Genomic DNA, 24,877 nt, shown 5'->3' on the forward strand with positions numbered 1-24,877 from the left:
AATACATCGCTTCTGGATTTTTTTTATCAGCTAAAGGTTGAAGTGTTTTTTCAGCTTTTCCCCATAACTTACGCTGAATATTCAAAATCCCCTCAAAAAGTGGATCACCAGGCTGATAGATACTCGCAATATCAATAGAAGGGTTGATACTTGATATCGGGTTTTCTGATAAAAATTGTTCAAACACAGCAATATCGGCTTGTTGAGGTGTTGTTGCTTTTGAGCAACCGGTTAAGGCTATCGAAGAGAGAGTTAAAAGTAGAGTAGTAATTATTACTTTCATGCATTTAAGGCCTTAATTTAGCTGACTAAGAAGCTAATTGATTTTAATGCATAATTGTACACCTAAAAATTACTAGGCAATAATTTGCTTTAATATTGATTAAAAAAGCGCTTCCTTTTCATTTAGGAAGCGCTCAAAAATTGCTAAAAAATAATTAACCTTCAGGGACGTGAGCACCATCGATATAAATCACTTTTTTTACCGAGTCAGCTTTTTCTTGAGCCTTTTTATTCGCAGCAATTAAGGCGTCTTTTTCTTTAGGTGGGTGGGTAAAACTTATTCCAAAATCATCGCCATTAAATAACTCTGTCGCTTTAGCTGCAATGTACTTTTGTGTTTCTGTTAATGAATCATCATGAAGGCTTTCAATTCTATAACCTCTCCATGATATGTTCGAACCAAGTTTTAACCCTTGTTCGTCTAAACGTTTCATCTCCTCACTATGGAGGCGATTATGCTTGGCTTCATAATCTCCTAAAGCATCAATAGCCGGTACAAAGTTATTAAACCGCGCATAATTAAGAAGATCCACAGCCATAGCTTCCATGTTTTTATTTGGCTTATCTTCATTGATAATTGTATTCGCATACTCTACGAGCGGGTAGTAATAATGCTTTTCAGCAGATTGAATAACCGCATCAATATACTCCTTGTGGGTTAGGTCAGGTTTCAATGTAGTGCTGTAATATACGGCACGAACGTCGCCTGTTTTGGCTTTTTCAGCAAAGAGTTTTTGTGCTTTTTTTGTCCATTTATCGCTGCATTCATTGGGAAAGTACATTCGACAAATATCGTTTTTTGGAGAAAAAAACAAAGCTGCGTATGGATTACCTTGTTCAGCTGATTCCATATATAGCTTTTTAGCTATAGGGTTGTTTTTAATACCCGTTCCCCATGTAATTGATGCTAACCAAAATTTTGCGTCAGGATTTTGGTTCTTTGCCATAGGTTCAAGTTGTTTCTTTGCCTCAGCCCAAAGGTTACGTTGGATATACAAAACACTTTCAAAAAGCGGATCACCAGGCTGATAGATACTCGCAATATCAATAGAAGGGTTGATACTTGATATCGGGTTTTCTGATAAAAATTGATCAAACACAGCAATATCGGCTTGTTGAGGTGTTGTTGCTTTTGAGCAACCGGTTAAGGCTAAAAAAGAGAAAACTAATAATAGTGTACTAATAGTTACTTTCATGCATTTAGACCTTAACTTAGCGGACTGAGAAGCTGATTGATTTTAATGCACAATAGTACACCTAACAATTACTGGGCAATAATTTGCTTTAATATTGATTTAAGAAGCGCTTCTTAAATATCTAGAAGCGCCCTAAGATCATTTAAATTGATGAGTTTGTATTATTGTATATCTGAACGTGAGTAGAACATTGTTGCGTGAGCACCATCAATATAAATAACTTTTTTAACAGCATCTGCTTTCGCTTGAGCTTCTTTATTAGCAGCGATTAAGGCTTCTTTTTCTTTTGGGGGGTGAGTGAAGCTTAGTCCAAAGTCATCGCCATTAAATAAATCAGTTGCTTTGGCTGCAATATACTTTTGTGTTTCTGTTAATGATTTATCCTCAAGAGCATTATTTCTGTAACTTCTCCATGATATTTTCGACCCAAGTTTTAACCCTTGTTCGTTTAAACGTTTCATCTCATCACTATGAAGGCGATTATTTTTGGCTTCATAATCTCCTAAAGCGTCAATAGCAGGAACAAAATTATTAAATCTAGCATAATTAAGCAGTTTAACTCCCAAAGTTTCTAAATCTTTATCGGGATTGCTTAATTTTACAATGTTGTTGGAATATTCAACCAGTGGGTAGTAGTAATAATTTTCAGCAGCTTGAACAATCGCATCAATATACTCCTCGTGGGTTAGCTCCGGTTTCAGTGTTACACTGTAATACACGGCACGTACATCACCTGTTTTTGCTTGCTCAGCAAAGAGTTTTTGTGCTTTTTCTACCCATTGCTCACTGCATTCATTCGGAAAATACATTTGGCATTGATGATTGTCAGGTGCAAAAAATAATGCCGCATATGGGTTACCTAACTTAGCTGATTGTAAAAGCATCTTACGAGCGATAGGTGTGCTTTTAATACTTCCTGAGTATGAGATTAAAGCAGACCAATAAAGTGCATTTGGGTCATTTTTATCAACAAGCGGTTTCAGTGCTTTTTCTGCTTTTCCCCAGAGATTACGCTGAATATTAAGTACCCCTTCAAAAAGTGGATCACCAGGCATATAGATACTTGCTACATCAATAGATGGACTGATGCTTGAGATCGGATTTTCTGATAAGAATTGCTCAAACACAGCAATATCAGCTTGTTGCGGCTTGGTTGCTTTGGTGCAACCCATTAACACTATCGATATAAGTGCGATAATGAAAGTCGTAAATTTAAATTGCATCTGTCTTCCATTCTATTGATGTGTATTGTTGAGTTCGTAGTTTATCTTTAAGCTGATCGCGAATTTCTTTGGTATGAGCATCAAGATCATCGCCATTATAAAAGCATATATAATCGGTCATTGTGAAAGCAGGGTTAGAAGTGATTACTTTATACAATGTCATGTTTTTACAAAGCTCAGCGCAGTTTTTATTAAATTCATATTCATCTTCTTTTTTGTTATCACCATACTTTTTAATAAATAAAGCCAATTTTCTCCAACTCACTTTAAAGCTTTCCCATTGGGTTGATGGGGCCTGCTGTGTTTCTATATCACCATTCATGAGCACGAGTGCTCGCTCAAATTGGTTTTGATTGACACCACTAGTGTTATTAGTTAACCATTGTAAAATTTGTAAGATAGCATTAATTTGGATAGTGTTTTCAGCAATTTTATACTGAACGGATATCAAACAGTTAAGTAGGGAAGATAGTGTTTCTGGTGGGATACTAGTTATCCATGTTTGCATATTAACTTTGTTTTCTTCTTCAGTAATACGCTGAGCAAGAAACGGCGCATACTCTCCTTTTAGCGTTTCTTGTTTATAGTAGCGTACTGCTTTATCGGGCAGTAACATCGCCTCGGCAAAAGTTAAACCCAATGTGATGGCAACAGTCAGCACGTTGTTAAAGGCAACAAAATCTTCATTTACACCGTTACTGTCAGATTCACCAAACAATGCAATGCGTCTAAATCCACTTTCCTTAAGCACCGCTAAGCAGCAGTTAATAAAACGGTCAGCATTTTCAGGGTTTAGCTCAATAGCAACTTTACCCGAGCAACCTGGACCTGCCACGAATTGAGCGGCAGCGATTATGATAAACTCCCCATGTTGATAGGTGAGTCTTAACTACACATCTCCAGTATTTGCCATCTTTATCCAAATATCTAACGCTTCTTTTTTATTGCCTTCATCGTAAATAATAGAAGCATAACCTACCATCCCCCTAAAGTTACCGTTACAATTTGCGACAGAACCAGATAGATGGCAAGGATAAAGGAAGACACGCTCAAATCAAAATTGATGATTTAATGAGCGCGTCAATAAAGCCTGACAGCCTTTAAACATGTGATAATACATCTGAGGAATACGGAGCTTCGATTCTAGCCGAAGATCTAATTATTTGCGACAGAACCGAAGAAGGCGCAACTGAATTATACATATGTATATAAACACAATCACTAAGTCACATGATCAAATAGTAACCCTTTTCGAATGGTGACTTCTTTTTGAGGGTCTTTTACGTAGATCTGGTACTTTTTATCATCATACTTAAACGTTATTAAACATTCATTGAAATGTCTTGTGTTTGATCTATGTGTGACTTCCTTATACGTACAATTTTCAATGCTAAATATTTTAATAGTATTTACCGTATAAGGGTAAAAGATTTCGAGAAATAAGATTACTTGCAATGCATGAATTGCAACTATAATGATCGCTGGATGTTTATGTATAAAATTAAATATAGACTCCCCCTTAGTGAATAATACTACAATATACCCAGCAATTATTGACACAAAAATCACAGAGGAAATTTCTGTTGGTACTCTTAACACAAAAATAGCGTTTATACTCGCTACCGTCAAAAGGCATGGGAATGCATATATAAATATACCAAAAGTATGATTCAATTTTTTTTCTAAAGATATCGCGAAAAGAGAGAACAAAAATAAACGGAAAAAAATCCAACAAAAATACAGCACAGGAAATATAAAAAACGAAATTAGCAGTGCTAAAGCGCCAATAAGTAAACTAGAAAAATACAAACCAAAACAAATACATATAAATAATGAGAAAGAAACAAACCTAAGTTTTTTCTCTAATACCCATAGTATAGCCCCTCCAATATAGAATTCGACCCAATCAACAAATTTTTGTATTGGCGCTATAAATTCTATTTTTTTATTTTTTGACATAATTTTATTTCTGCTCAATACAAAGAATCAACTTATTAAGTTTTAATATAAAAACGGCGTTGTTGATCAAATCGGTTTAAAGACCAACGACGCCATATGTGACTCGCAGTTAGTTTCGAACAAGCATACCTAGTCCTATGGCTTTGTTTATAGCTTTGTCATTCGCCATGATTTCTCCCACTTGAGCGTTATAACATCTCAAGCTCAATTTACCGCTGGTTAGGGCTTTGTTGACGCGCTCATTAAATCATCAGACATTATAGTTTTTTATCGTGACGGAGGATTTGAAATCATCGACTCCTACATCAAATTGCACGTTACTACTTGATTCTTTTTTGTTACATTCTATTAATTCCTTGCGTGCAAAATACAGCTTCACTTTCGCTTTTTTAACATCTGCAATCGTGCTTTTATAGTGAAAAATCAATCTAATGAAATAAGAAGTAACATTTCATTTTATTTTGCGTGACAATTCAAAGGCGGGGGAATTAATATTACTAGCTGATGTTTTGACAGCTCATTAGGCAATTAGTTAATGGGTTGTCCCATATTTATCCTAACACCTATCAACCCAGATAGAGTTGAAAGTCTAACAAGCTTTTGTCCAACAACGAGCTAGCTATCATGGCTAGCTCAGTGTGATCACCAAGCGACTTTGTCATTACGCTAACTACCAAGGGAATATGTCGGGACTGAATTAGCTTATCTTTTAAAGTAATTAATTAGACCTTAGAAGGAGCTAAGGATGTTCTACATGGATGCTAAATCTCAATTCACTGTTGATATCATTAGCAAAGTTATTGAGGGTAAAATTACCATCAATAGTGCTACTCAATTGCTGCAAAAATCACGAAGAACCGTTGAGCGTTACTTGCGTCGTTATCGCAAAGAAGGAATTCGATGTGTTATTCATGGCAACACTGGCCGTGCTCCAATTAATAAAACGCCTGATTCACTCAAAAAAGAGGTTAAGTATTACGATTTTAATCTTCAGCATGTGAGAGTAAAGGTCATGATTAAAAAGTTGCAAAAGTAACGGACGTATGATTTTTTGATATTATTAGCAGTAAGCAGGTTTCTCTAATATAAGATATAAGAAAAAGCCCGATAATAATTATCGGGCTTTCTAGAGTTAAATATTATTAACTTTGATTGCGGATGTAAATAAGTCCACTTCTTTTGCTAATAACTGCAGTAAAGTATGGTTATCAAGTTTATATATTTCATTTTCAATATAGATGAAAGATTGATAAATCAATTTCTCTTGTTTTGATATGTGCTTAAATAGTTCTGTGTGGTTTTGCGATTTCTTAAGTGTTTTATCTAGCTCTGTTAGAGATGCAATTACACTATCTAGATCACTATCAATGGTAGAATCCAGTGACAAAGACTGCTTGTTTTCATTCAGTTGGGTCAATATACGCAAGATAATATTAGAGCTGCGACTGCATAATAAAATATGCTCGCCTGTTTGTGACTTTCTATGCGGTTCACCTAAATAGCCCATCCAATGATCAAACAGATTGGTATCGTTAACCACGCAATCTTGGTAGTGACGTTGTAACTGAGTGGCCGTACTATCTGATTTATCTGCTACGTACATTTTTAAAGAGACCAGATAATCAATATAGCCTGTTGTTGTTGCCGTTAACTGAGTAGGGAATAATTTCTTATTCCAACCAGGTGATAAGATAAATACAAATAATAAAGGTAAGAAAACACCCAGAACAGTGCTGTCTAGGCGAGGTAAAAGAATATTATCGCCTTGTCCGTTAAGAGAGAAGCCTGCGAATACAAACAAAGTCACGCAGAATACCGCAAAGCCGTAATGACGTGCTGAGGTGTGGAAAAAAAGTATTACAGCGATACAAAAGATGAACGGCAGGATGCTTGACGATACTTGGAAGTGCAGTAATGCAACAACAACCAATAAACCACAAATTGTACCGGTTAATCGTTGAAGTAGTCGTGTCCATGTCATTGATAAATTCGGACGTAATACCAATAAACTAGTCATAAGAGTCCAAAAACCAAAGTCTAAGTTTAATGTTCGAACAATAATTAATCCCGTCGCTAAACTTAATGTTCCCCGAAGGGCATGTCGAAAATAACTCGATTTTAACGTAATTTGACTGGTTAACTTAGAGGCTAACTCTCGCCATTTCCATGACACAACAATTGGCTTGATAATGCTGGAGCTTAATGTTTGGCTTGTTTGTTGGTTCAACTGCTGAAGTGTTAAGTAGATAATATCCAGTTTATTAATATATGAAAGCGCAGCCAGTGCTTCCTCTTTTATGTTCTCTTGTATTGTATATTGGCGTAACTCTTCAAAGTCGATACTTGGAACGTTTATACGATGAACATTATCGACAGTCACTTGCTCTAAATATTGACTTATTTTTAACGTTGCTTGGTGAATCTTATCTAACCATTCAGGACATGTTTGTTTGAGATTTGAAGTTGGAATGAAATAAAGTAAACGTGTTTGTTCGTTAATACGCTCAGCAACTTTTAAGAAACGATAAATATCTTGCAGTTTTGCGCTATCTTCACCAGCAGTAAATTGCTGGTGAATTCGACCTTCTAAGGTGTGAGATAAGCCCGCAATTTGGGATCGTAATTGCGCCGATTTAATAAACAACTCATTTTTGTCGGAAGAAAAAATAAAGCCGTGATCGTGAGTGATAAGCTTTTTAGCAATCGCTTGATACAAATCAGACAGGATATCTTTGGATTCTTGGTTCGGAAGAAAGTAGATGGCTAACGCTTGCCAAAAAATGTACCACAAAGCGCCACAGGTTAACCACAAAGGAACAAGCCAAATAGGTCGACCATCTAAATGCAGTAACATAGCGTATATAGCGAGTAATATGGAGGCAAAACCGATAGCCCCTAGCCTTGGGCTTAAAACAGCCAACATAAATAAGCTAAAACTGACAACCGTTAAGCTAATAACAAATAAGACTGAATGTGGGAAAACGGCTTCAGTTCCTAGGCTGATAAGAAAGAAAACAGGAATAGCGATACAAAAATCAAGAATGCGATATTTTGTCACACTAGACGTATCAGCAAAGCCACAGCTAATACTACCCAGAGAAAATGCAATCCCCATGGTTACATGACCCATAAGGAACAAAGGTACTGAGCAAGTAATGAAGCTAAATGCAGCGATGTTGGTTCTAAAGTTGAGCAAAGTCCGTAAAGTAGGGTAACGGAGAAGTACGTTGTATAAATTCATAGTGTATTAAATATCGTCGTTTGTGCGATTTGCTTTGTTAATCATAATCTCTTTTTAAAAAGAGTGAAGGCTTTATTGGTATACACTGGTGTTTTTTAGGTATTTAGTTTGGTTGGTTATTCCCTAAATGTGAGTAAATATTTCTACATCAAGTAAAAAATTCTGGATGAAATGTAGTAAATTAAGATTAATATACTGTGTGTAATGTGAATGAAGATTTAATATCTAATATTTCTCAAATATCACATCGATTACTAAAATAAATAATTATTTAAAGCATGATTGTTTATTTTTTTAAATAATGAATAAATAACATGCATAAGATTGAATAAATAAAGAATGAAAATTAACCGTATGATTTACCTTGATTTTTAGTAATTCATTATTTTTTAGAAATATATCAATAAAATTATTGATATATTTATTTAATACTGTTTATGATGCGAGAAATAAAAAACGAATACAAACAACATGGAGATAGTTGTTAATGTTTTTACTTAAGGATATATCAATAAAGCTGCAGTTAGTTATTCCTGTTATATTTATGGCTGTTTTATTATTTATTGGACTAATGCTAGGGCGAAATAACCTTATAGAAAGTGTTGATAAAATGAACGCAACAACACAATTAGTTGTTGAAGCTAAAGATAGTACCGCGAGTTTAATTAGCAATAGTTACGCAATGAGAGTAAGTGCAATTTATGCGCTTTATGATAAAGATTTATTATCACGGTTATCCAAGTCTCTTGATAGTAGCGAGTTAAGTAACAAAAATGCGATTGCAAAATTGCAAAAAATACCTGAAATAAACCAAGAATTAGAAGCATTTCGAACATTAATGATCAGCTATATTAGCTTTAGCCGAGACACAATGTTAGAAGTGCTTGATCTTAGGCATTCCGGTCAAATAACCGACTCTGAATATCAAAAATATATTGTTAAATATCGCCAATTAGGTGATGACATGATTTCAGCAATTGATGCGTTGGATAAGCGTGTAAATTTAACCGCAGATGCTTATATTACCCAGCAAAAGAAAGAGCACGGACAAACAATAAATGCGATTGGTTATGAATTTATCATTACATTGATAATCGCTATTATTATTTGTTTAGTCATTGGTTCAATGATTGTTAAGCCAATTACTGATTTGCAACGTGCAATGCAGAAAATAGCTGATGGTAACTTGAAAGATGAAATCACCGTTGACGGCTCTAATGAAGTGGGTGAATTGGCACGTAATTTAAATCGCATGATTGTTAAATTGCGTTCAACTGTGGCGGTATTAAATGATGTTGGTCGTAATGTCGCAGCCTCATCGACTGAATTATCAATTGTGATGAAAGATTCTGAGACTCACGCAAATAACCAAGTGATTGAGATTGAGCAAGTGGTAACAGCAATCGATCAATTAACAACAACGGCACAAGAAGTTACTCAAGCTGCACAAAAATCTGATGAAAATTCAAAAAGTGCTAGTGAGTTGGCTAATAAGAGCCTTGATTTGTTCTCTAACAACCAACAAGCAAATGAAGAAATGGCTGAATCATTAGTGGAGGCCGCTGATGTTGTTGCGCAACTAAAAGTACAATCGGCGCAAATTAGCCAAGTTATTGACTCGATACAAGGCATCTCAGAACAGACTAATCTATTGGCACTTAATGCTGCGATAGAAGCCGCACGCGCAGGAGAAAGTGGTCGCGGTTTTGCCGTGGTAGCTGATGAAGTTCGTCAGTTAGCAGCAAGAACACAAGCATCAACAAAAGAAACACAGCAGATTATAGAGCGTCTGCAAGAGCAATCGACCTCAGCAAATGAGCGTATGCAATCTGCAATTGATACATTAGAAAGCAATAAATTAGTCGCTTTTAAAGCAAATGAAGCGCTAGAGGGCATCACTGCGGCTATTTCAATGAATAGTGATATGAATACTCATGTTTCAACCGCTTCTGAAGAGCAGTTACAAGTCACAATGGATATCAGTAATAGTATTGAGAATATTCATCATATCATTCGACAAAATGCATCAGGTTTAAGCCAGTGTACGGTTGCAAGTGAAGAGTTATCTGATCTTGCTGAAAAGCAAAGCGAACAGTTGAAATACTTTAGGTGTTAACGATTGATAATCAGTTATAAATAACCGTTTTTCTTGAAGCCTTACTGTGTGTATACATTTGATGATAAATCAATATGTAGCATACGCTGTAAGGCTTCTAGTTTTGTTTAGGGCTTTGACGCTCGAGGTTAAGTTCTTTTACACGTTGTAATAGATAATCTTTGAAATTAGCGCATCGCACTGGCATATATTTTCTTGGTTTATAATACAAACTCAGTTCAAATTCGCTACTAACATAATTGTTTAATACCGTGACTAACCGATCTTCTTGAAGATCGTGTTTAATCAAACTGTAAGGCAGGTAAGCAATCCCTCCACCGGCTAGGGCGATATTTTTTAAAATTTCACTGTCGTCTACTTCTACCGATCTAGGTATTTGAACAGAGTTATATTCACCATGTTGTTCAAAGATCCACTTGTTTCCACCGACTAATGTTGTTGCAAATAGGCACAAATGCTTTTTTAGATCATGGGGTATTATTGGCTCTCCATAGCGTTGAATATAACTTGGCGAACAACAGGCTTTTAACGGTTCACTGAAAAGAGAACGTTTAACCAGTAAACTGTCTTTGTTTTGAAAACCGCGGTAAGTTGCATTTGCTCGAATGGCAAAATCGACATCGTGGACATTATCCACTTCAAACGCTGTTTCGATCACAACAAAATTAATAGTAGGGTTATTACTGATATATTCACCAATAATTTTACTCAAAAAATGCTTAGCAAACAAAGGGGTACTAGCAATTTTTATTGTACCAATATCATCATTGCCTAAATTTTGTATTTCATTAATGGCATCGGTTATTTGATTATTGATGTGGCTAAATTGTTTAAATAGTAATCTGCCAGCTTGTGTTGGTGTGATTTTTCGCGTGGTACGTTTAACAAGGCTAACTCCCATGTTTTCTTCAAGCTCTGTGAGCCAGCGACTACCAGCAGACGGTGATATACCATATTGTTTTGCAGCATCAGTCACTGAATTGCAGCGTACGACATGAAGAAAAAAAACAATTTTGTCTAACATTCGCATTCCTTGCATTATTAATAACGTTCCGGAGTATCAAATGTAAATAGTAACGTTATAGTTTATGATTTAAAGCTATCTTCACGGTAATTGTGTCTTTTTCTTATATGTGGAACGTTATTTGATTATTTGCAAGAGTGAATTGCTTTAATGCAACTGCACGCTGAGGACAGGTTACCTATTATTAAGTTAAGCCGTAAAGATTAGAGCTTATGTATTGGGTGTAATAATAAGTATATAGAGTAAATATGTCTTTTTAAGAGGGGTAGTAAAAATGCTAACGGATAAGGTTTGCCTTGTAACTGGTGGTGCTCAAGGTATTGGTCGCTGTATTGTCGAAACCTTTGCTAACCAAGGCGCAAAGCATATATTTGTATGTGATATGAATTTTGGCGCCATGGCCGATTTAGAGCAACAATTTCCTAATGTAACTGCACTCGAATTAAATGTATGCGATAGAGCTAATGTATCGGAGGCGATCACAAAAATCGCACAACAGTATGGAACCATTGACGTATTAGTGAACAACGCAGGTATTACACGGGATAACTTAATTGAAAATATGTCGGAGAATGATTGGGATCTTGTCATTGATGTCAATTTGAAAGGCGTGTTTAACATGACACAAGCCATTGCTCCGTTAATGATGGCTTCAGGTTCGGGCTCTATTATCACAATGTCATCAGTGGTTGGCACCGACGGTAATATTGGTCAAACCAACTATGCAGCGACAAAAGCTGGCGTGATTGCAATGACAAAATCATGGTCAAAAGAGTTTGCACGTAAAGGGGCAAAAGTACGTGCTAATTGTGTTGCGCCTGGTTTTATTGAAACACCAATGACAGTCGATTTACCTGAAAAAGTGATTGATTATATGGTGTCTAAAACGCCGCTAAAACGTATGGGGCTGGCGCAAGATATTGCAAATGGTGTGCTATTTTTAGCGAGTGATAATTCAAGCTTCATTACTGGTCAAACATTGAAAATCGATGGTGGGCTAGTGATATAGAGGCAATACATAATTCATCTTCCTACCTCATTTAGACGAGGGAGTATTTTGCCTTGTTGCAATGTGTTTCTGGAACGAGAAAAGCGTAGAATATGCATTACTAAATAGACATCAAAACAAGATGGATTGAATTTTGAACAATTACTGCGATTGAATAAACATCACTATTGCTGGAATAGTGATGTTTTTACACTTAATTGTCAGAGTTGTGTAAAATATTAGGGTTTTGCTAATATTTTCAATGCTTTCCACTTGAAAAGCATTAAACTGCGTCGACTTATGCTTTTAGGATTGATGTCGTGGTCACCTTTTTTATACAAAATATAAGTGTTGAGAGTGTAGTGCTATTACTTCTCGCTGTTATTTTATTGTTTTATTCAATGCAGAAAGAAAATATTTGGTTAAGCCGTTTAGCGCTTATATTAATGGTTTGTGGTGGGGCGGCCTTGATCAATAAACAATACCAAGAGTATCAATCTTTTTCTGATCAATTAAATATAAAGCATGATCACAGTGGCTTTGTTGATATTCCATAAACCTGTTAGCACATTGTTGCGATAGTGACTTGATTTGACTTAAATAGGGCATAAATAGACATACCGATACGAAGGTTTTCTTCTATTAGATCTAGATTGTCTACTAATGCACAGACGGTAATATCATCATTTAATGCGATAGTAACTTCGGTTGATTTCGTATCTTGCTGAATTGACGTTATCGTGCCTAATAATTGGTTATCAAAACGATCACGTTTTCCGTGGATCATATTTTCTTCACTACAAACTGTAATCGCTGGGCCTTTAATCAGAGCGACGACATCTTTGTTTTTTTCCAATTGAAGTTTTACCGTACTGCCATGGGTGATCGTGGCATAGATATTATGGGTGTCGGTAAGTGTAATCGTAACGCGATCATGCAAGCTATGACGTTCGATAGAACTAATGTGCCCAAAGAATTGATTTCTCGCACTTGTCTGTAATGAAAAACGAGACATGATACCCAACAAACTATCTAATGGCGCGCTTTCATCATTTAAGGCTTTTAAGCCCATATCTTGAATTTGATTTAGCAGTTCATACATTTGCACTAAACGTAAACCAAATCGCGTGAGCTCCGCGCCACCGCCACCTTTACCGCCTTTTTCACTTGTTACAAGTGCAGAGCCAGCAAGAATATTCATATCCTTAACGGCATCAAAAGCGGCTTTATAACTAATACCTGCAAGTTTTGCTCCTTTGCTTATCGAACCTGTTTGGTGGATGGCATTGAGTAGAGCAATACGACGAGGATTGGCGAAAATCTTATTTTCAATAAGAAGAGTAGAGATGGCAGTAAGGTTCATAACAGTAATTTGATCTTATATTTTTTTCTATCTTAGCGCAGTTTACCCTGTAGGTATAATTTAAATATATAAGTAACCTTTTGTATTTATTATGATATTACTGTTTTATCTAAAGTAAAGTTATTGAATAATCAAAAGATTAGCTATAACACTGTTGGTTTTTTAAACTGCCTGCACCCACAATCCATGAGTACAGACAGTGCCTTAATCCAACGTAAAAGGGTTACGTTTGGCAATATGATCAGTAAGGCTACTGACTGATTCACAACAACATTGTTCCATCACTTGTTGTAGTTGTCTTTTCAACATATTAATAGTGTGATGACCACCGTTAATACCCAACGCACCAACACCATACATAAAACTGCGACCAAGAAAGGCAAACTCAATTCCTGTTGAGAGTGTACGAGCAATATCAGCTCCGTCACGAATACCACTGTCCATCATAATCGTAATTTGACCTTTGCATTTATCCATTATTTCAATGGATTTACTAATAGTAGAAGGCCCTGCATCTAATTGTCGACCACCATGGTTTGAGATAATTATGCCGTCTAAGCCAAGCGCAATGGCTTTTTGACTGTCTTCAACCGTTGATAAGCCTTTTAAGACTAGGTTGCCTTTCCACTTGTCACGTAAACGTGCGACTTTATCTTCACTTAAGCGACCATTAAAGGTTTTATCCATGAATAATGCGAGATGGTGCATGTTCATTGAGCCTGACATATATTTAGATAAAGTCTCGAACTGAGGCTGTCCTTTTTTCAACGTGGCTAATGCCCATTTGGGTGACAACATTATTTCGACAATGTTTTGCCATGTCATTTTGGGCGGCATAGCTAAACCATTACGGATTTCTTTAGGGCGATAAGCAAAAGTAGGGACATCAGAAAGCAATACTAATGTTTTGATCCCAGCATCTTCACAGCGTTTAAGTAAGTCATCTGTAATCTTGTCATCAACAGGGTGATAGAGCTGGAACCATGCTTTACCTTCTGTGATATCGGCAATCTTCTCAATCGGAGAGGTTGAAACAGTACTAAGAATAAAAGGTACATTTTGTTCAAAAGCGGCTTGCGCCAATATTTCAGGTGCATTTGGCCAAATCAAACCTTGTAAACCCACAGGGCTGATACCAAATGGCGCATCATACGTTTCGCCAAACAGGGTGGTTTTTAAAGAAATCGAATTGTAATCACGAAGATAATAGGGGATTAGCTCAATTTGGCGAATATCATGAGTATTGCGTTTGAGTCCCATTTCAATGTTGCAGCCGCCATCGACATATTCAAATGCAAACTTAGGTAAGTTGAATTTTGCCTTACGGCGAAGGTACTCAACATCAGGGTAATGGGTATTAAAATAATCCTTCATTTTTTATTATCTCATTTTGATAAGCTGCAAATAACATAGAACAATTGAATTGATTATGAACGTGATATTTACAATATCTAAAAAACAAAAAATGGAATAAATAAAACCCGTTAATCGATGTTGTTAAAAGCGATGCGCTATGTGATTAATTAATGGTTTCAAAGTAGAATTTGTAGTCGCGAACTCCATCTATTTGAACGCCTTTTTCTCTTAATTCCAGAAACTGTTTGAGTTTAATTGTTCTAAAATCCATTGCTTTAAGCGCAAGAATGATGCGTAGCTCATCCATTGATCTTGATTTAGCTTCAGAGCTACACGTACCGCAAACAACATGCGTTTTTTGTTTAAAGCCTACTTTATTCAGCCAGTTTAGCTCTTTGGGATCTTTTTGAGTGCCACAAAAGTAGCAGCAATTGTCTTGTTTTAGTGCGGCTTCTTCCCTTAATGCTTTAGGGCTAGGTGATGTGGAGGGTGAAGCCGCGCTATTTTTCTTATTACCACTGAATGCAGAGAATTGAACGACATTAGACATTTTGATTGCTCTTACTCATTAAGGAAAATTTATTAAAATTGAACATGATTTTAATCTACCTGTATATCCTATTTCTTGTGCATTCAGTTAGTCAAATATTCATAAAGTAACTAATGATGTTCAAAGTACGGTCATCGCAATGAATAAGCAAGGTAGAGAATACTGGCTCACTTTTTGAACACATCTCAGTGCTTATAAAAGTTAAGGATATGTAGCGCGTAACCCACACAGTTCCCGAAAATGTTGTTTAAGATCTTTTCGGCTAATGTATAAGGCGATTTATCAAGTGGATACATAATGCGAGGCAACGCACGACTATAAACATCAATCGTTACAGGGTGTTTACCATGCAATACGAGATAGGTAAGTTGTTGTTCATAAAATACGCTGAGTGATATTGTTATTTCCACTATTGCTCGCCATTTAGTAAGGCGTTAAATCAAAGGATGGTTTATGTCTATAGCAACGGGTATTGCACTATTTCTTGCGATGCTTCTATCTGCCGCTATTCCGGGACCAAGTGTGCTCGCTGTTATATCGAGATCTCTTACTTATGGTTGGAAACAAGGCTTATTAGTTGTGCTCGGAGTGGTACTGGCTGATTACATCTTTATCTTTCTAGCTTTGTCGGGTCTATCTGTGGTTGCAAACGTTATGGGTGAGTTTGCTATCGTCATAAAATATGTAGGAATTACCTATCTCTTTTGGTTGGCTTATGTCACATGGACTTCTGATGTTTCTGTAACATCAACACGAGTTCATGATAAAGGGATAAAAACTTCAAGTGTGGCTGTTGGTATGTTAATGACTTTATCTAACCCCAAAGCGATATTGTTTTATATGGGGTTCTTTCCCGCGTTTATAGATCTACAGTCAACTTCACTATCAGACGTTATTATTATTTTTATGATTTCGACGATATCTGTCGGTGGGGCACTAAGTCTCTATGCTTGTATTACGTCAAGGGTAAGTTTTGTATTTGAGGGAAAGAAAGTGAAAAAGTTACTTAACAAGTTCTCTGGTGGCTTTTTAGCAACCTGTGGGGTTTTGTTGGCAACAAAGGCTTAAAGTAGCGGACACCTATCTAACATTTTTGAAGTCCAAAAGATCTTAAGTAAGTAATCAGTGCCAATAGCATTAAGAGTTACGCTATAAGTAAGCACTACAAAGCTGATAGGTTAGGGGAAAGGCTAATATTTATTGTTAGATAAAATAAAACCTTACGTCTGAATAACTTATTTGAACAAGTAAACATTCGCAAGGTTTTATCGGTTTATTTACTTACCAGCAATATTTAGGCGAGCAAAACGGATTTTTGGCGCATAGAAGCTTCGATTGTAATCGTGTTCTAATACATTACTTACCGCGTCTATTTCTTTGAGCATTTGGTAGAAGTTACCTGCTACCGTAATACCACGTACTGCTTGAATACGTTGACCATCACGGCATAAGAAACCACTCGCACCAAATGAGAAATCACCACTGATAGCATCAGCGCCAGAATGAACGCCTTGCAATTCAACAAGCTCTACATATTCACCTGCAGTGGTTTCAGCAATGCTGTTCACACCTTCAGAAATAACCGTGTGACGAGAGCCAACACCTAATCCACCTTTTGCCGAACGTGATGCATTCGCGGTGTTTTCGATCCCGAAGTAACTCGCGGTATGGCTATTGTGCAGCAAGCTATTTAGTTGACCTTCACCGACTAGAATAGTATCGCGAGTGGCAAAACCTTCGCTATCAAAGGCTTTAATAGAAAAACCGCCTTCAATATAAGCTTTGTCAGTGATGGTAATAAGTGGACTCGCCACTTGGCGACCAATCGCATCACGCCAAGGGTTAATGCCTTTCATTGCAGCTTGACCAGAAGTACACATTCCAAATGCACCGAATAAGCTACTAAGTGAGCTTAGGGTGAAAATGACAGGGTATTGTTTGGTAGCGATAGGTGAACCATCGAGTAGGGCTTTTGCCATGTCATAGCCATAGTTAATACAGAAGTTAGCATCTAACTCACTGAACTTACGACCTGATGACATACCGCCATGCATCGCTTGCTTGCCGTCTTTTTCAATTAAGCTGTAAGCATAACAGTAGGTCGAACGCTCACTGTGATGGCAAAGCGTACCTTGAGTATTGGCTAAAATCACATGGGCGTCTGATTCAGCAAAGCCATTATATGGCGCGCTTTTAGCGTCTGGTTTGTTTACTACGCCTTGCTCTAGTGATAGAGCTAGAGCGATCTTTTGATCTACATCGCCATCATCATCTTGATAAATCTCACTTAAATCTGTGCTGATTTTACTATCAATACAGCTAATGGTTTGATGTGGATCTTGCTGTGAATATTCGGCGTTCAATAGCGCGTTATCAACCATTAGATCAAGGCTCGTTGGATCTAATGACTCAGAATAGCTGGTGGCAATACGCTGATCTTTTACCACGCGTACGCCAATCACTTGTCCTGACGTTACCTTGTATTCATCAAGCTCGCCATTATTCGCTTTAAGTGAGAAGTTATTGCTGCGATTGGCAATCACATCAGCACTCGCGCCTTTTTTAGTGACACGCTCAAGCACATGGTCGATGGCCTGCTGTAATTTATTTTGATCAGCCATTAGTTACCACCTCCCACAAGAATATTATCAACTTTTAATGCAGCTTGACCCACAGTTGTCGGCACTGAGCCACTGACAGAGCCACACATACCAGCCGCAAGGGCAAAATCATTACCAACCATACTGATTTCTTTTAATACTTTAGGACCAGTACTAATTAGGGTTGCAGATTTCAGTGGTTTAGTGATTTTACCGTTTTCAACAAGGTAAGCTTCCTGCACTGCAAAGTTAAACTCACCTGTACCAGGTTGAACTGAACCACCACCCATTTTTTTAGCGTAAATACCGCGCTCAACACCAGCTAGCATATCGTCAAGGCTACTATCACCGGGTTCGATAAAGGTATTACGCATACGTGAAGTTGGCGCAAATTTATAGGATTGACGACGACCAGAGCCTGTAGGAGCAAAGCCTGTTTTCATGCCGCCCATGCGATCAACCATGAAGCTAGTCAGTTTACCATCTTTAATGAGTTGAGTGCGTTGGGTCTCCATGCCTTCATCATCAATATTGATAGAGCCCCATTCGTTTACCATCGTGCCATCATCCACTGCGTTCACGACTGAATTGGCAATGGTTTCACCCATTTTATCGTAGAAAACAGAGGCTTTTTTCGCAACAGAGGTGGTTTCAAGCAAGTGACCACACGCTTCGTGGAAGATTACTCCACCAAAACCATTACCGATGATCACTGGCATTTCACCAGAGGGACAAGCATCAGCAAACAGTTTAACCATCGCTTGTTTAGCTACACCTTGACCTAACTGCTCTGGATTGACCTTGCTATTAAACTCCCAACCTGTGAATGCGCCTGGTGCTTCATAGCCAGTGGATTGTTCGCTACCATTTTGCGCGACGGCATTAGCAGAAATACGGGTGTAATGGCGAGTATCCCCAATGTGTAAACCTTCAGAGTTGAAGATTTCAATTTGTTGTTCACGTTGAGCAATGTTACCGATGAACTGGCTAACTTTTTCATTTTCAGCACGAGCCGCTTCATCTGCTTGGCGTAAAAACGCAATTTTTGCTGCCATATTCGCATCTTGGCTTAATGGTAACTGGCAACTGTGCTTATTGGTAAAGCGGTTTAAATTCAAACTACCAGCCGATAAAATTTGTTCACGTTTATCTTTTGCAGCCAGTAGGCTAGTAACGCGTTTCAATTCTTCTTCGTCTGTGCTGTTGGTATAGCCGTACAGAACTTTAAATCCGAAAAATAGACGAATACCAATACCAAAATCGATCCCTGAGTTGATTTTATCGATTTCACCTGAAATTAACTGCACAGAGTTAGATTGGTGATGTTCAACAAAGAGTTCGGCAAAATCGGCACCTAAAAATAGCGCATGATCGATGACTGCTTTTGCAGTGCTAGGGTTTAGCATGTGTGCTCCCTTGTGTTTTTATAAGTTCCATTTAATAAATTAGCATTTTTTTATTGTTTCTTCCTGCTATTACTCTAATAGGTCGAACCAATTAAACAGTGCTTGTTTGATGAGTAACCCTGATGTTGTTTGCTTAAGACAAAATAATAGAGCAAAGAATCTGTTCAAGATCATCCCAAGGTAAAACTTCATTATCAATGACTTCAATGCGGGATTCAAAACCTTCAAGTGATAGTTCGTTAACCGATACCACTTGGTTTACAACATTAAAAGCAAAACAACCATTTTCAGTATTCACGACAGCTTTTACACGGTTCGCATTTAAGCTTGAGAATAGACTGAAAAGCTTTGAAAATTCAAAATGTTGATCAGCGGCAAAGAACCAACCACAACTGTGGAATCCTTGACCGTGGTTTTCTTTACGTATGAATTGCTGCCCTGGTAATAGCTCGATCTCTGGCTCTGGGGCGATATCGTGGTGATGATCGTCATGATGATGGTGATGGCTATGTTGTGCAGCGCGATCAATACGTGGAATATCAAGCCACTCTAGCTCTAACTTACCCAGCTCTACCTCACCGATTAAGGCTTTTTTGGGTTCAGCTTGTTCAATCGCTGATTGGAAAGTGAAAAGATCGTAGTCATCACATTGGTCGATCTTGTTAGCAACGACAACGTCGGCAAGAGCAAGCTGATCTTGGAAGTTTTCATTATCAGTATAGAAACTATCAGCAAAGTGACGAGGGTCAACAAGGGTGATGGTGGCACGTAAATCGACGTAATCTGCATACATGCCAGAAGTTAGCTTGTTGATCACTTCCTTTGGATGACCTAATCCTGTTGGCTCTAACAGTAAGCGATCAGGTTTTTGCGCCAGTAGGGCATTAATACCAACAGACATGGGTAATCCAGCAACACAGCACATGCAGCCACCAGGAACTTCTTTGATAATGGCGCCTTGTTGTTCGAGAATTGCGCCATCGACGCCAACATTGCCAAACTCATTGATAAGAATTGCCCATTTTTCATTTTCAGGTTTACGAGCAAGAAGAGAAAGAATCGCAGTTGTTTTACCAGCACCTAAAAAGCCAGTAATAATGTTGGTTGGAATACGTTTCATGTTGTGCTGATCTCTATACGTCTACATTCTGTAATTTGTTTATTCTACCGTATGTTACAGAGTAACGGTATCTCGCTGAATAAAGCAAAAATGTGGATGTGTTGAGTCATTAATTTGATAAAGATGAATAGGAAGCCTAATGGTTGGCTTCCTGATATTGTCTTTGATCGCGGGAGCTGAAACTAAATATAATTTTTCGCTTCACTGTATGCTTCGATCTCTAAAGGCGTGCTGTTGTAACCGTAGATATAAATTTGCATCAAGTACTGACGAATTTGCTCTTGTACACCGCGTTGCTCAAATTGACGAACATGAATCAGTTCATGGGCTAATAGCTCGCGATTATCTCGTTCTTTATTTTTTATCCAAATACCATATCCATAGGTGTATCCCGCCATGTTAGGGCCCGCATAACCGGATTTTTTGGCTAATTGTGCTAATGTTGGATCTGTAGGGAATGGAAGTGTGTTGCTGTAGTAAACATGCACTTTTTCTGGGTGTTTAATACCGATACGTTTGGCAATAGCTAATGCTTGCTCATTCAGTGGTTGACCTTTTTCTTGCGCGATTTTCTCTTGTTGTTTTACATATTCTGTCGCTGCGGGAAGAATAGCATTAATGCTCTCTGTTAATTTAGCAGGTGGGTTAGCGTAAATTTCATCTCTGTTAATACACCCTGAAATTAATAGTGTGAACATGAGGATACATGCCAATCTCATAACGATTCCTTGTTAAGTTTTCGACTTTCTTGTGTTAGTAGGCATCGTATATGAGTGCATACTTGAGTGTTCCACTTTTACATAATAATACGAGCTATTTCACGAAAGTTGGAAAGAGTGATGTAAGCAGAGTCTTTGGGAGTGAACCTGTTAATGAAGACTTTAAAATAGGTATTATTGATAACGGTTGGTTGCGTGTCAAAAACGTCAAATTAGCTGTGAAGAAAAATTATTTTATTTCATTGGTAATTTTAACTTGCTGATAAATAAAGGTTGTCGTGTTTATGTCAGGCTTGTGACGTGATGTTTTTGATAAGATATCGTTAGGCTTTGGCGGAAAGTAGCAAAAAGGATTTGTAATGATTATTCGAAAATTACGATTACAACGTGGTTGGTCTCAAGAGCAACTTTCTCAATTAAGTGGATTAAGTATTCGTACGATTCAACGTATTGAGCAAGGACAAAAAGCGGGGCTAGAATCACTCAAATCTTTAGCTGCTGTGTTTGAAATACAAGTATCAGACCTTCAAATGGAGCCGCCAATGAATAAAGAAATCAGTGTCACAGAAGACGAAAAAAAAGCGCTTAACTATGTTAAAGGTATTAAAGGATTTTATTCGAATCTAACTACGTACGTATTAGTCATAAGTGCACTCTTCGTAATTAATTACTTTACGAGCCCTGGTTATTGGTGGGCGGTATGGCCTGCACTGGGCTGGGGGATTGGTATTGTGAGCCATGCGCTTAGTGCGTTTGAAGTCCTTAATATTTTCGGTCCTGAATGGGAGAAAAAGCAAGTCGAGAAACGCTTGGGTCGAAAGTTATAACCTTAACTGTAAGTTATTATCCCCGATTAAAATAACTGCATAGAGTGGTTAAACCTAGAGCCCTATACTTTATAAAAACATAATAAAGGTAGGGCTATTTTTATATATAGCTATTGTTTTTTATGGTTGTAAATAGGTAAACAAGTCTATATATGCGATATCGTTTTAACGACATAATCATGATAGGTTAACCAATCATGTAAGTAATATGTTCTGGTGTGTTAATGCTCTCTTCCGTCGTCCGTAATATCTGGTATACCCCCTCAGTTAACTTTGGTTTTCGTGCATTCAGTGCAATGTTATTGATTATTTTAATTGGTCTAATTTCTGGACAAGTCAATTATGCAATGACGGCATTAATGACATTACCAGCCGCTTTAATTAGTGGGTTAGATATTGCAGGACCGAGACGTTGGGCGCGTTTTTTGATCTCATCAGTGGTGTGGATTAGTGCGTTGTTATTGTCTTATTTTATGCTTACTTGTGCTATTCCATTGTGGGTTATTTATGGGGTGTTATCGATATTAGCGGCAGGCTGTGCCCTTAATGGTCCGTTTTGGGGGCGGTTGGGTATCTCTAGTTTATTGATTACTGTTATGGCCTTGTCACTGCATAACTCAAAAGCTGACATGTATTCCTATTTGATGCTGGTTTTAGGTCCATTAGGTTTTGCTTTATTCAGTTGGGCTTGGTTTGCATTATGGAAACACTATGCGCTAAAAGTCGGTTTAATTGCTATTTACGATCAGCTTAATGCGTTTTTTAAACACCGAACCCAGTTTTTATTGGGTGAAGATATCGAGAAAAAAGCAATAGAAACCAAATATCAATTGATTGAATTGTTTGAGCAAGCCGTTCAATCAGAGTCATTTCTATTATCAAAAAACGATGTAAATTCTTTAAAACAAGAGTTATTTATTGCCGCTGACATTTTTGAAGGTTTGATAAGTTGCCATACCAGAAATAAAGATCTGATCAGTCAGTTTCAACATGATAAAGAGAAACGTAATCTGTTGTTGAAATGGAGTGAAAATTGTCAGCAGAGGTTATTGTTTAAAGCGAAAGCGCTTCAACATACACAAGTTATACTCCCTGCAGAATCGTGTATTGCCATTGCAGATCAATTAATAGAGGCAGTTCAAGCAGAGTTAAATCATCAAACACGGTTTCGTTACTGGGCGGCAAGTATTAAATACCTCTCTCGTCGTATTGAACTTGAACAACCAACGTTCGAAAGACAAATTGAAATTCAACCTTTTGAATTAGCTTGGCATTGTCCAAAGAAAAATAATCCAATATGGCGACATGTAGCGCGTTTCTCGATGATTTTCACCTTGGGTGCTTTTATTGCTGACTCATTTCATTTAGCGCATCCAGAGTGGGTATTTATTTCAATTATAATGGTTATCCAACCGAGTTTTTCATCGATCAGAAGTAAAATATGGCAAAGATGGCTTGGTACAGGCTCAGGTTTATTATTTGCGACTGGGTTGATTTTCCTTGGTATCTCTGATCTCCAAGTTTATATACTGTTAACCATACTACTGACAGTTGCGATGTTTAATATTCTTAAAAATTATGCACTTGCGGTTGGTTGTATTACAGCGATGTTGGTGTTGGTGTTCCAAGTTATCGCTAACAGTGGCATTGATATTGTTGTTCCTCGAATGATAGATAACCTTATTGGGTGCTCTTTAGTATTAGTGGGCTACAGCTTACTTTGGCCACAATGGAGAGGAAAAGAGATCCACGCTCAATCGATTAAAGCACTTCAAGCATCTAAAACCTTATTCTTAATGTGTTATGAGGAACTTCAATCTGAAAGTAATAAGATTGAGCCCACTCAATTTGGTAAACAACGTTTGGAGATGATGTCCAAAGAGCGGGGACTGGAGCTGATTTATAATGAGATGCAGAATGAGCCTCGTTTCACACGCCGTGATCCTCAATACTATGAAGAGATGCTCAGTCATTATCGTTTGCTGTCTCACTATCTATGCTTACTTATTCCTCTTGCGAGAAATGGAACCACAATACATAGTCTAACGGATTGGGAAGGGACGATTAATCGTGCAATGGACGCTTTGATTTCAAGCATTCAAGGTGAAAAAGTCATTGAGCTTCCCTATTTTGATGAAACAAATATACCAATGACTTCAGATAAACCGACTAATGAGCAAGCAGCCTATGAGTTGGTTTGGTTATCTTTAATGGCTGTAAAACAAATGCATGATCTCGTGCGTGATAAATACTTACAAGCTGCTAGTTAAGCTAATAATTGGGCAATGAAGTGTTTAGGAGAGAGTGAACAACTGTTTACTCTTTTTTTATATGAATATAAATCTAGTCTTCATGCATGACTGTTGAGTAAGAAACGATGTTATGAAATATAACGGTTTCTGTCACTGCGCGATAGTCATGAGGTTTATCTGCCTCAAATCGAATACTTTCACCTTTGGATAAATAGTGCCATTTATCATCAACATACACACCTAACTCTCCCTCAGTAACAACAGAATGCTCAATGGTTCCAACCTTGTGTGGTGACGAATGTTGGGTATGAAAGTGGGTTAGTGTGATTTCGAACATCTCAAATTTAACCGTAGGATCATAAGCGATTAACGTCTTCACATGCATATCGATATCGGCTGGAAAGATCCGTCCATCAGTATCATTTTGATCACTAAAAAAAGCAGTGAATGATGAATTCAAACCACTCGATATCTTCCACAAGGTTGCCACGGTTGGGCTAGATTCTTTACGCTCTATTTGTCCAAGCATGGCTTTGGATACACCCGTTAACTTTGATGTTGCATCTAGGCTAAGTTTTTGTTTCTCACGCAATGCTTTTAAATGTTTCGATATTCTGGCTTTAAAAATGTCTTCGTTCATCAATTTTCCTGTTGT

Annotated in this window: 21 protein-coding genes and 3 pseudogenes; 7 read left to right on the top strand and 17 right to left on the bottom strand. The window is 37.5% G+C overall.

Going from position 1 to position 24,877, the window contains the following annotated elements:
- The 6 genes and pseudogenes from C9J46_RS12700 to C9J46_RS12725 form a co-directional block, all read right to left on the bottom strand.
- Positions 1 to 283: pseudogene (locus C9J46_RS12700) on the bottom strand (hypothetical protein); the annotation flags it as partial.
- 154 nt (positions 284 to 437) lie between these two features.
- Positions 438 to 1,478, bottom strand: a complete 1,041-nt coding sequence (locus tag C9J46_RS12705) for a hypothetical protein (protein ID WP_107208788.1) — start codon at positions 1,476 to 1,478, stop codon at positions 438 to 440.
- Between the two features lie 161 nt (positions 1,479 to 1,639).
- The gene (locus C9J46_RS12710; RefSeq protein ID WP_107208789.1) at positions 1,640 to 2,701 is read right to left on the bottom strand and encodes a hypothetical protein; all 1,062 of its coding nucleotides are present in this window, start codon (positions 2,699 to 2,701) and stop codon (positions 1,640 to 1,642) included.
- Complete coding sequence (locus C9J46_RS12715; protein ID WP_107290986.1) at positions 2,691 to 3,536, bottom strand: hypothetical protein; 846 nt, start codon at positions 3,534 to 3,536, stop codon at positions 2,691 to 2,693. Before C9J46_RS12715 ends, C9J46_RS12710 begins: the two co-directional genes overlap by 11 nt.
- A gap of 386 nt (positions 3,537 to 3,922) precedes the next feature.
- Complete coding sequence (locus C9J46_RS12720) at positions 3,923 to 4,660, bottom strand: hypothetical protein (protein ID WP_107290987.1); 738 nt, start codon at positions 4,658 to 4,660, stop codon at positions 3,923 to 3,925.
- Positions 4,661 to 4,769: 109 nt separating this feature from the next.
- Positions 4,770 to 4,889, bottom strand: a pseudogene (locus C9J46_RS12725) (IS5 family transposase); the annotation flags it as partial.
- A 516-nt stretch (positions 4,890 to 5,405) separates the two neighbouring features.
- Between C9J46_RS12725 and C9J46_RS12730 the strand changes: the two are divergent.
- A pseudogene (locus C9J46_RS12730) lies at positions 5,406 to 5,660 on the top strand (helix-turn-helix domain-containing protein); the annotation flags it as partial.
- Positions 5,661 to 5,792: 132 nt separating this feature from the next.
- Here C9J46_RS12730 and C9J46_RS12735 read toward each other — a convergent pair.
- Complete coding sequence (locus C9J46_RS12735) at positions 5,793 to 7,901, bottom strand: FUSC family membrane protein (RefSeq protein WP_233217753.1); 2,109 nt, start codon at positions 7,899 to 7,901, stop codon at positions 5,793 to 5,795.
- Between the two features lie 487 nt (positions 7,902 to 8,388).
- Between C9J46_RS12735 and C9J46_RS12740 the strand changes: the two genes are divergently transcribed.
- Complete coding sequence (locus C9J46_RS12740) at positions 8,389 to 10,017, top strand: methyl-accepting chemotaxis protein (RefSeq protein WP_107247004.1); 1,629 nt, start codon at positions 8,389 to 8,391, stop codon at positions 10,015 to 10,017.
- A gap of 97 nt (positions 10,018 to 10,114) precedes the next feature.
- Here the strand turns inward: C9J46_RS12740 and C9J46_RS12745 are convergent, their stop codons facing one another.
- The gene (locus C9J46_RS12745) at positions 10,115 to 11,041 is read right to left on the bottom strand and encodes a LysR family transcriptional regulator (RefSeq protein ID WP_107247006.1); all 927 of its coding nucleotides are present in this window, start codon (positions 11,039 to 11,041) and stop codon (positions 10,115 to 10,117) included.
- Positions 11,042 to 11,315: 274 nt separating this feature from the next.
- Between C9J46_RS12745 and C9J46_RS12750 the strand changes: the two genes are divergently transcribed.
- Positions 11,316 to 12,050 (top strand): beta-ketoacyl-ACP reductase, encoded by a 735-nt coding sequence (locus C9J46_RS12750; protein WP_107261264.1) that lies wholly within the window; start codon positions 11,316 to 11,318, stop codon positions 12,048 to 12,050.
- A 299-nt stretch (positions 12,051 to 12,349) separates the two neighbouring features.
- Complete coding sequence (locus C9J46_RS12755) at positions 12,350 to 12,586, top strand: hypothetical protein (protein ID WP_107261266.1); 237 nt, start codon at positions 12,350 to 12,352, stop codon at positions 12,584 to 12,586.
- A 5-nt stretch (positions 12,587 to 12,591) separates the two neighbouring features.
- On the opposite strand, the gene C9J46_RS12760 is transcribed toward C9J46_RS12755, so the two are convergent.
- The 4 genes from C9J46_RS12760 to C9J46_RS12775 all read right to left on the bottom strand — a co-directional run bounded on the left by C9J46_RS12760 (position 12,592) and on the right by C9J46_RS12775 (position 15,708).
- Entirely contained in the window at positions 12,592 to 13,392 is an 801-nt protein-coding gene (locus C9J46_RS12760) for a TOBE domain-containing protein (protein ID WP_107247010.1), read from the bottom strand.
- A gap of 204 nt (positions 13,393 to 13,596) precedes the next feature.
- Positions 13,597 to 14,766 carry an alpha-hydroxy acid oxidase gene (locus C9J46_RS12765; protein WP_107247012.1) on the bottom strand — a complete coding sequence of 390 codons (1,170 nt, stop codon included), beginning with the start codon at positions 14,764 to 14,766 and terminating at the stop codon, positions 13,597 to 13,599.
- Positions 14,767 to 14,911: 145 nt separating this feature from the next.
- Positions 14,912 to 15,298 (bottom strand): hypothetical protein, encoded by a 387-nt coding sequence (locus C9J46_RS12770; RefSeq protein ID WP_107207843.1) that lies wholly within the window; start codon positions 15,296 to 15,298, stop codon positions 14,912 to 14,914.
- 185 nt (positions 15,299 to 15,483) lie between these two features.
- Complete coding sequence (locus C9J46_RS12775; RefSeq protein WP_107247014.1) at positions 15,484 to 15,708, bottom strand: hypothetical protein; 225 nt, start codon at positions 15,706 to 15,708, stop codon at positions 15,484 to 15,486.
- Between the two features lie 43 nt (positions 15,709 to 15,751).
- Between C9J46_RS12775 and C9J46_RS12780 the strand changes: the two genes are divergently transcribed.
- Positions 15,752 to 16,366 carry a LysE family translocator gene (locus tag C9J46_RS12780; RefSeq protein ID WP_107247015.1) on the top strand — a complete coding sequence of 205 codons (615 nt, stop codon included), beginning with the start codon at positions 15,752 to 15,754 and terminating at the stop codon, positions 16,364 to 16,366.
- 209 nt (positions 16,367 to 16,575) lie between these two features.
- Here C9J46_RS12780 and C9J46_RS12785 read toward each other — a convergent pair whose 3' ends face one another.
- From C9J46_RS12785 to C9J46_RS12800, 4 genes are all read right to left on the bottom strand, one after another.
- On the bottom strand, positions 16,576 to 17,919 hold the full coding sequence (locus C9J46_RS12785) for a TldD/PmbA family protein (protein WP_107290989.1): 1,344 nt from the start codon (positions 17,917 to 17,919) through the stop codon (positions 16,576 to 16,578).
- Positions 17,919 to 19,304 (bottom strand): TldD/PmbA family protein, encoded by a 1,386-nt coding sequence (locus C9J46_RS12790; protein ID WP_107290990.1) that lies wholly within the window; start codon positions 19,302 to 19,304, stop codon positions 17,919 to 17,921. Before C9J46_RS12790 ends, C9J46_RS12785 begins: the two co-directional genes overlap by 1 nt.
- Before the next feature lie 133 nt (positions 19,305 to 19,437).
- Positions 19,438 to 20,424, bottom strand: coding sequence for a GTP-binding protein (locus C9J46_RS12795; protein ID WP_107290991.1), 987 nt, complete (start codon positions 20,422 to 20,424; stop codon positions 19,438 to 19,440).
- 182 nt (positions 20,425 to 20,606) lie between these two features.
- Entirely contained in the window at positions 20,607 to 21,143 is a 537-nt protein-coding gene (locus C9J46_RS12800) for a DUF4157 domain-containing protein (RefSeq protein WP_233217750.1), read from the bottom strand.
- A gap of 359 nt (positions 21,144 to 21,502) precedes the next feature.
- Here C9J46_RS12800 and C9J46_RS12810 point away from each other — a divergent pair, with 359 nt between their 5' ends.
- Positions 21,503 to 21,970 carry a 2TM domain-containing protein gene (locus tag C9J46_RS12810; protein ID WP_107247021.1) on the top strand — a complete coding sequence of 156 codons (468 nt, stop codon included), beginning with the start codon at positions 21,503 to 21,505 and terminating at the stop codon, positions 21,968 to 21,970.
- Between the two features lie 218 nt (positions 21,971 to 22,188).
- Positions 22,189 to 24,240, top strand: a complete 2,052-nt coding sequence (locus C9J46_RS12815) for an FUSC family protein (RefSeq protein ID WP_370444985.1) — start codon at positions 22,189 to 22,191, stop codon at positions 24,238 to 24,240.
- Positions 24,241 to 24,313: 73 nt separating this feature from the next.
- On the opposite strand, the gene C9J46_RS12820 is transcribed toward C9J46_RS12815, so the two are convergent.
- The gene (locus tag C9J46_RS12820; RefSeq protein WP_107207849.1) at positions 24,314 to 24,862 is read right to left on the bottom strand and encodes a helix-turn-helix domain-containing protein; all 549 of its coding nucleotides are present in this window, start codon (positions 24,860 to 24,862) and stop codon (positions 24,314 to 24,316) included.
- Positions 24,863 to 24,877: the final 15 nt, after the last annotated feature.

Origin of the sequence: Photobacterium sp. GB-36 (assembly GCF_003026135.1) — a bacterium.
Lineage (GTDB): Bacteria > Pseudomonadota > Gammaproteobacteria > Enterobacterales > Vibrionaceae > Photobacterium.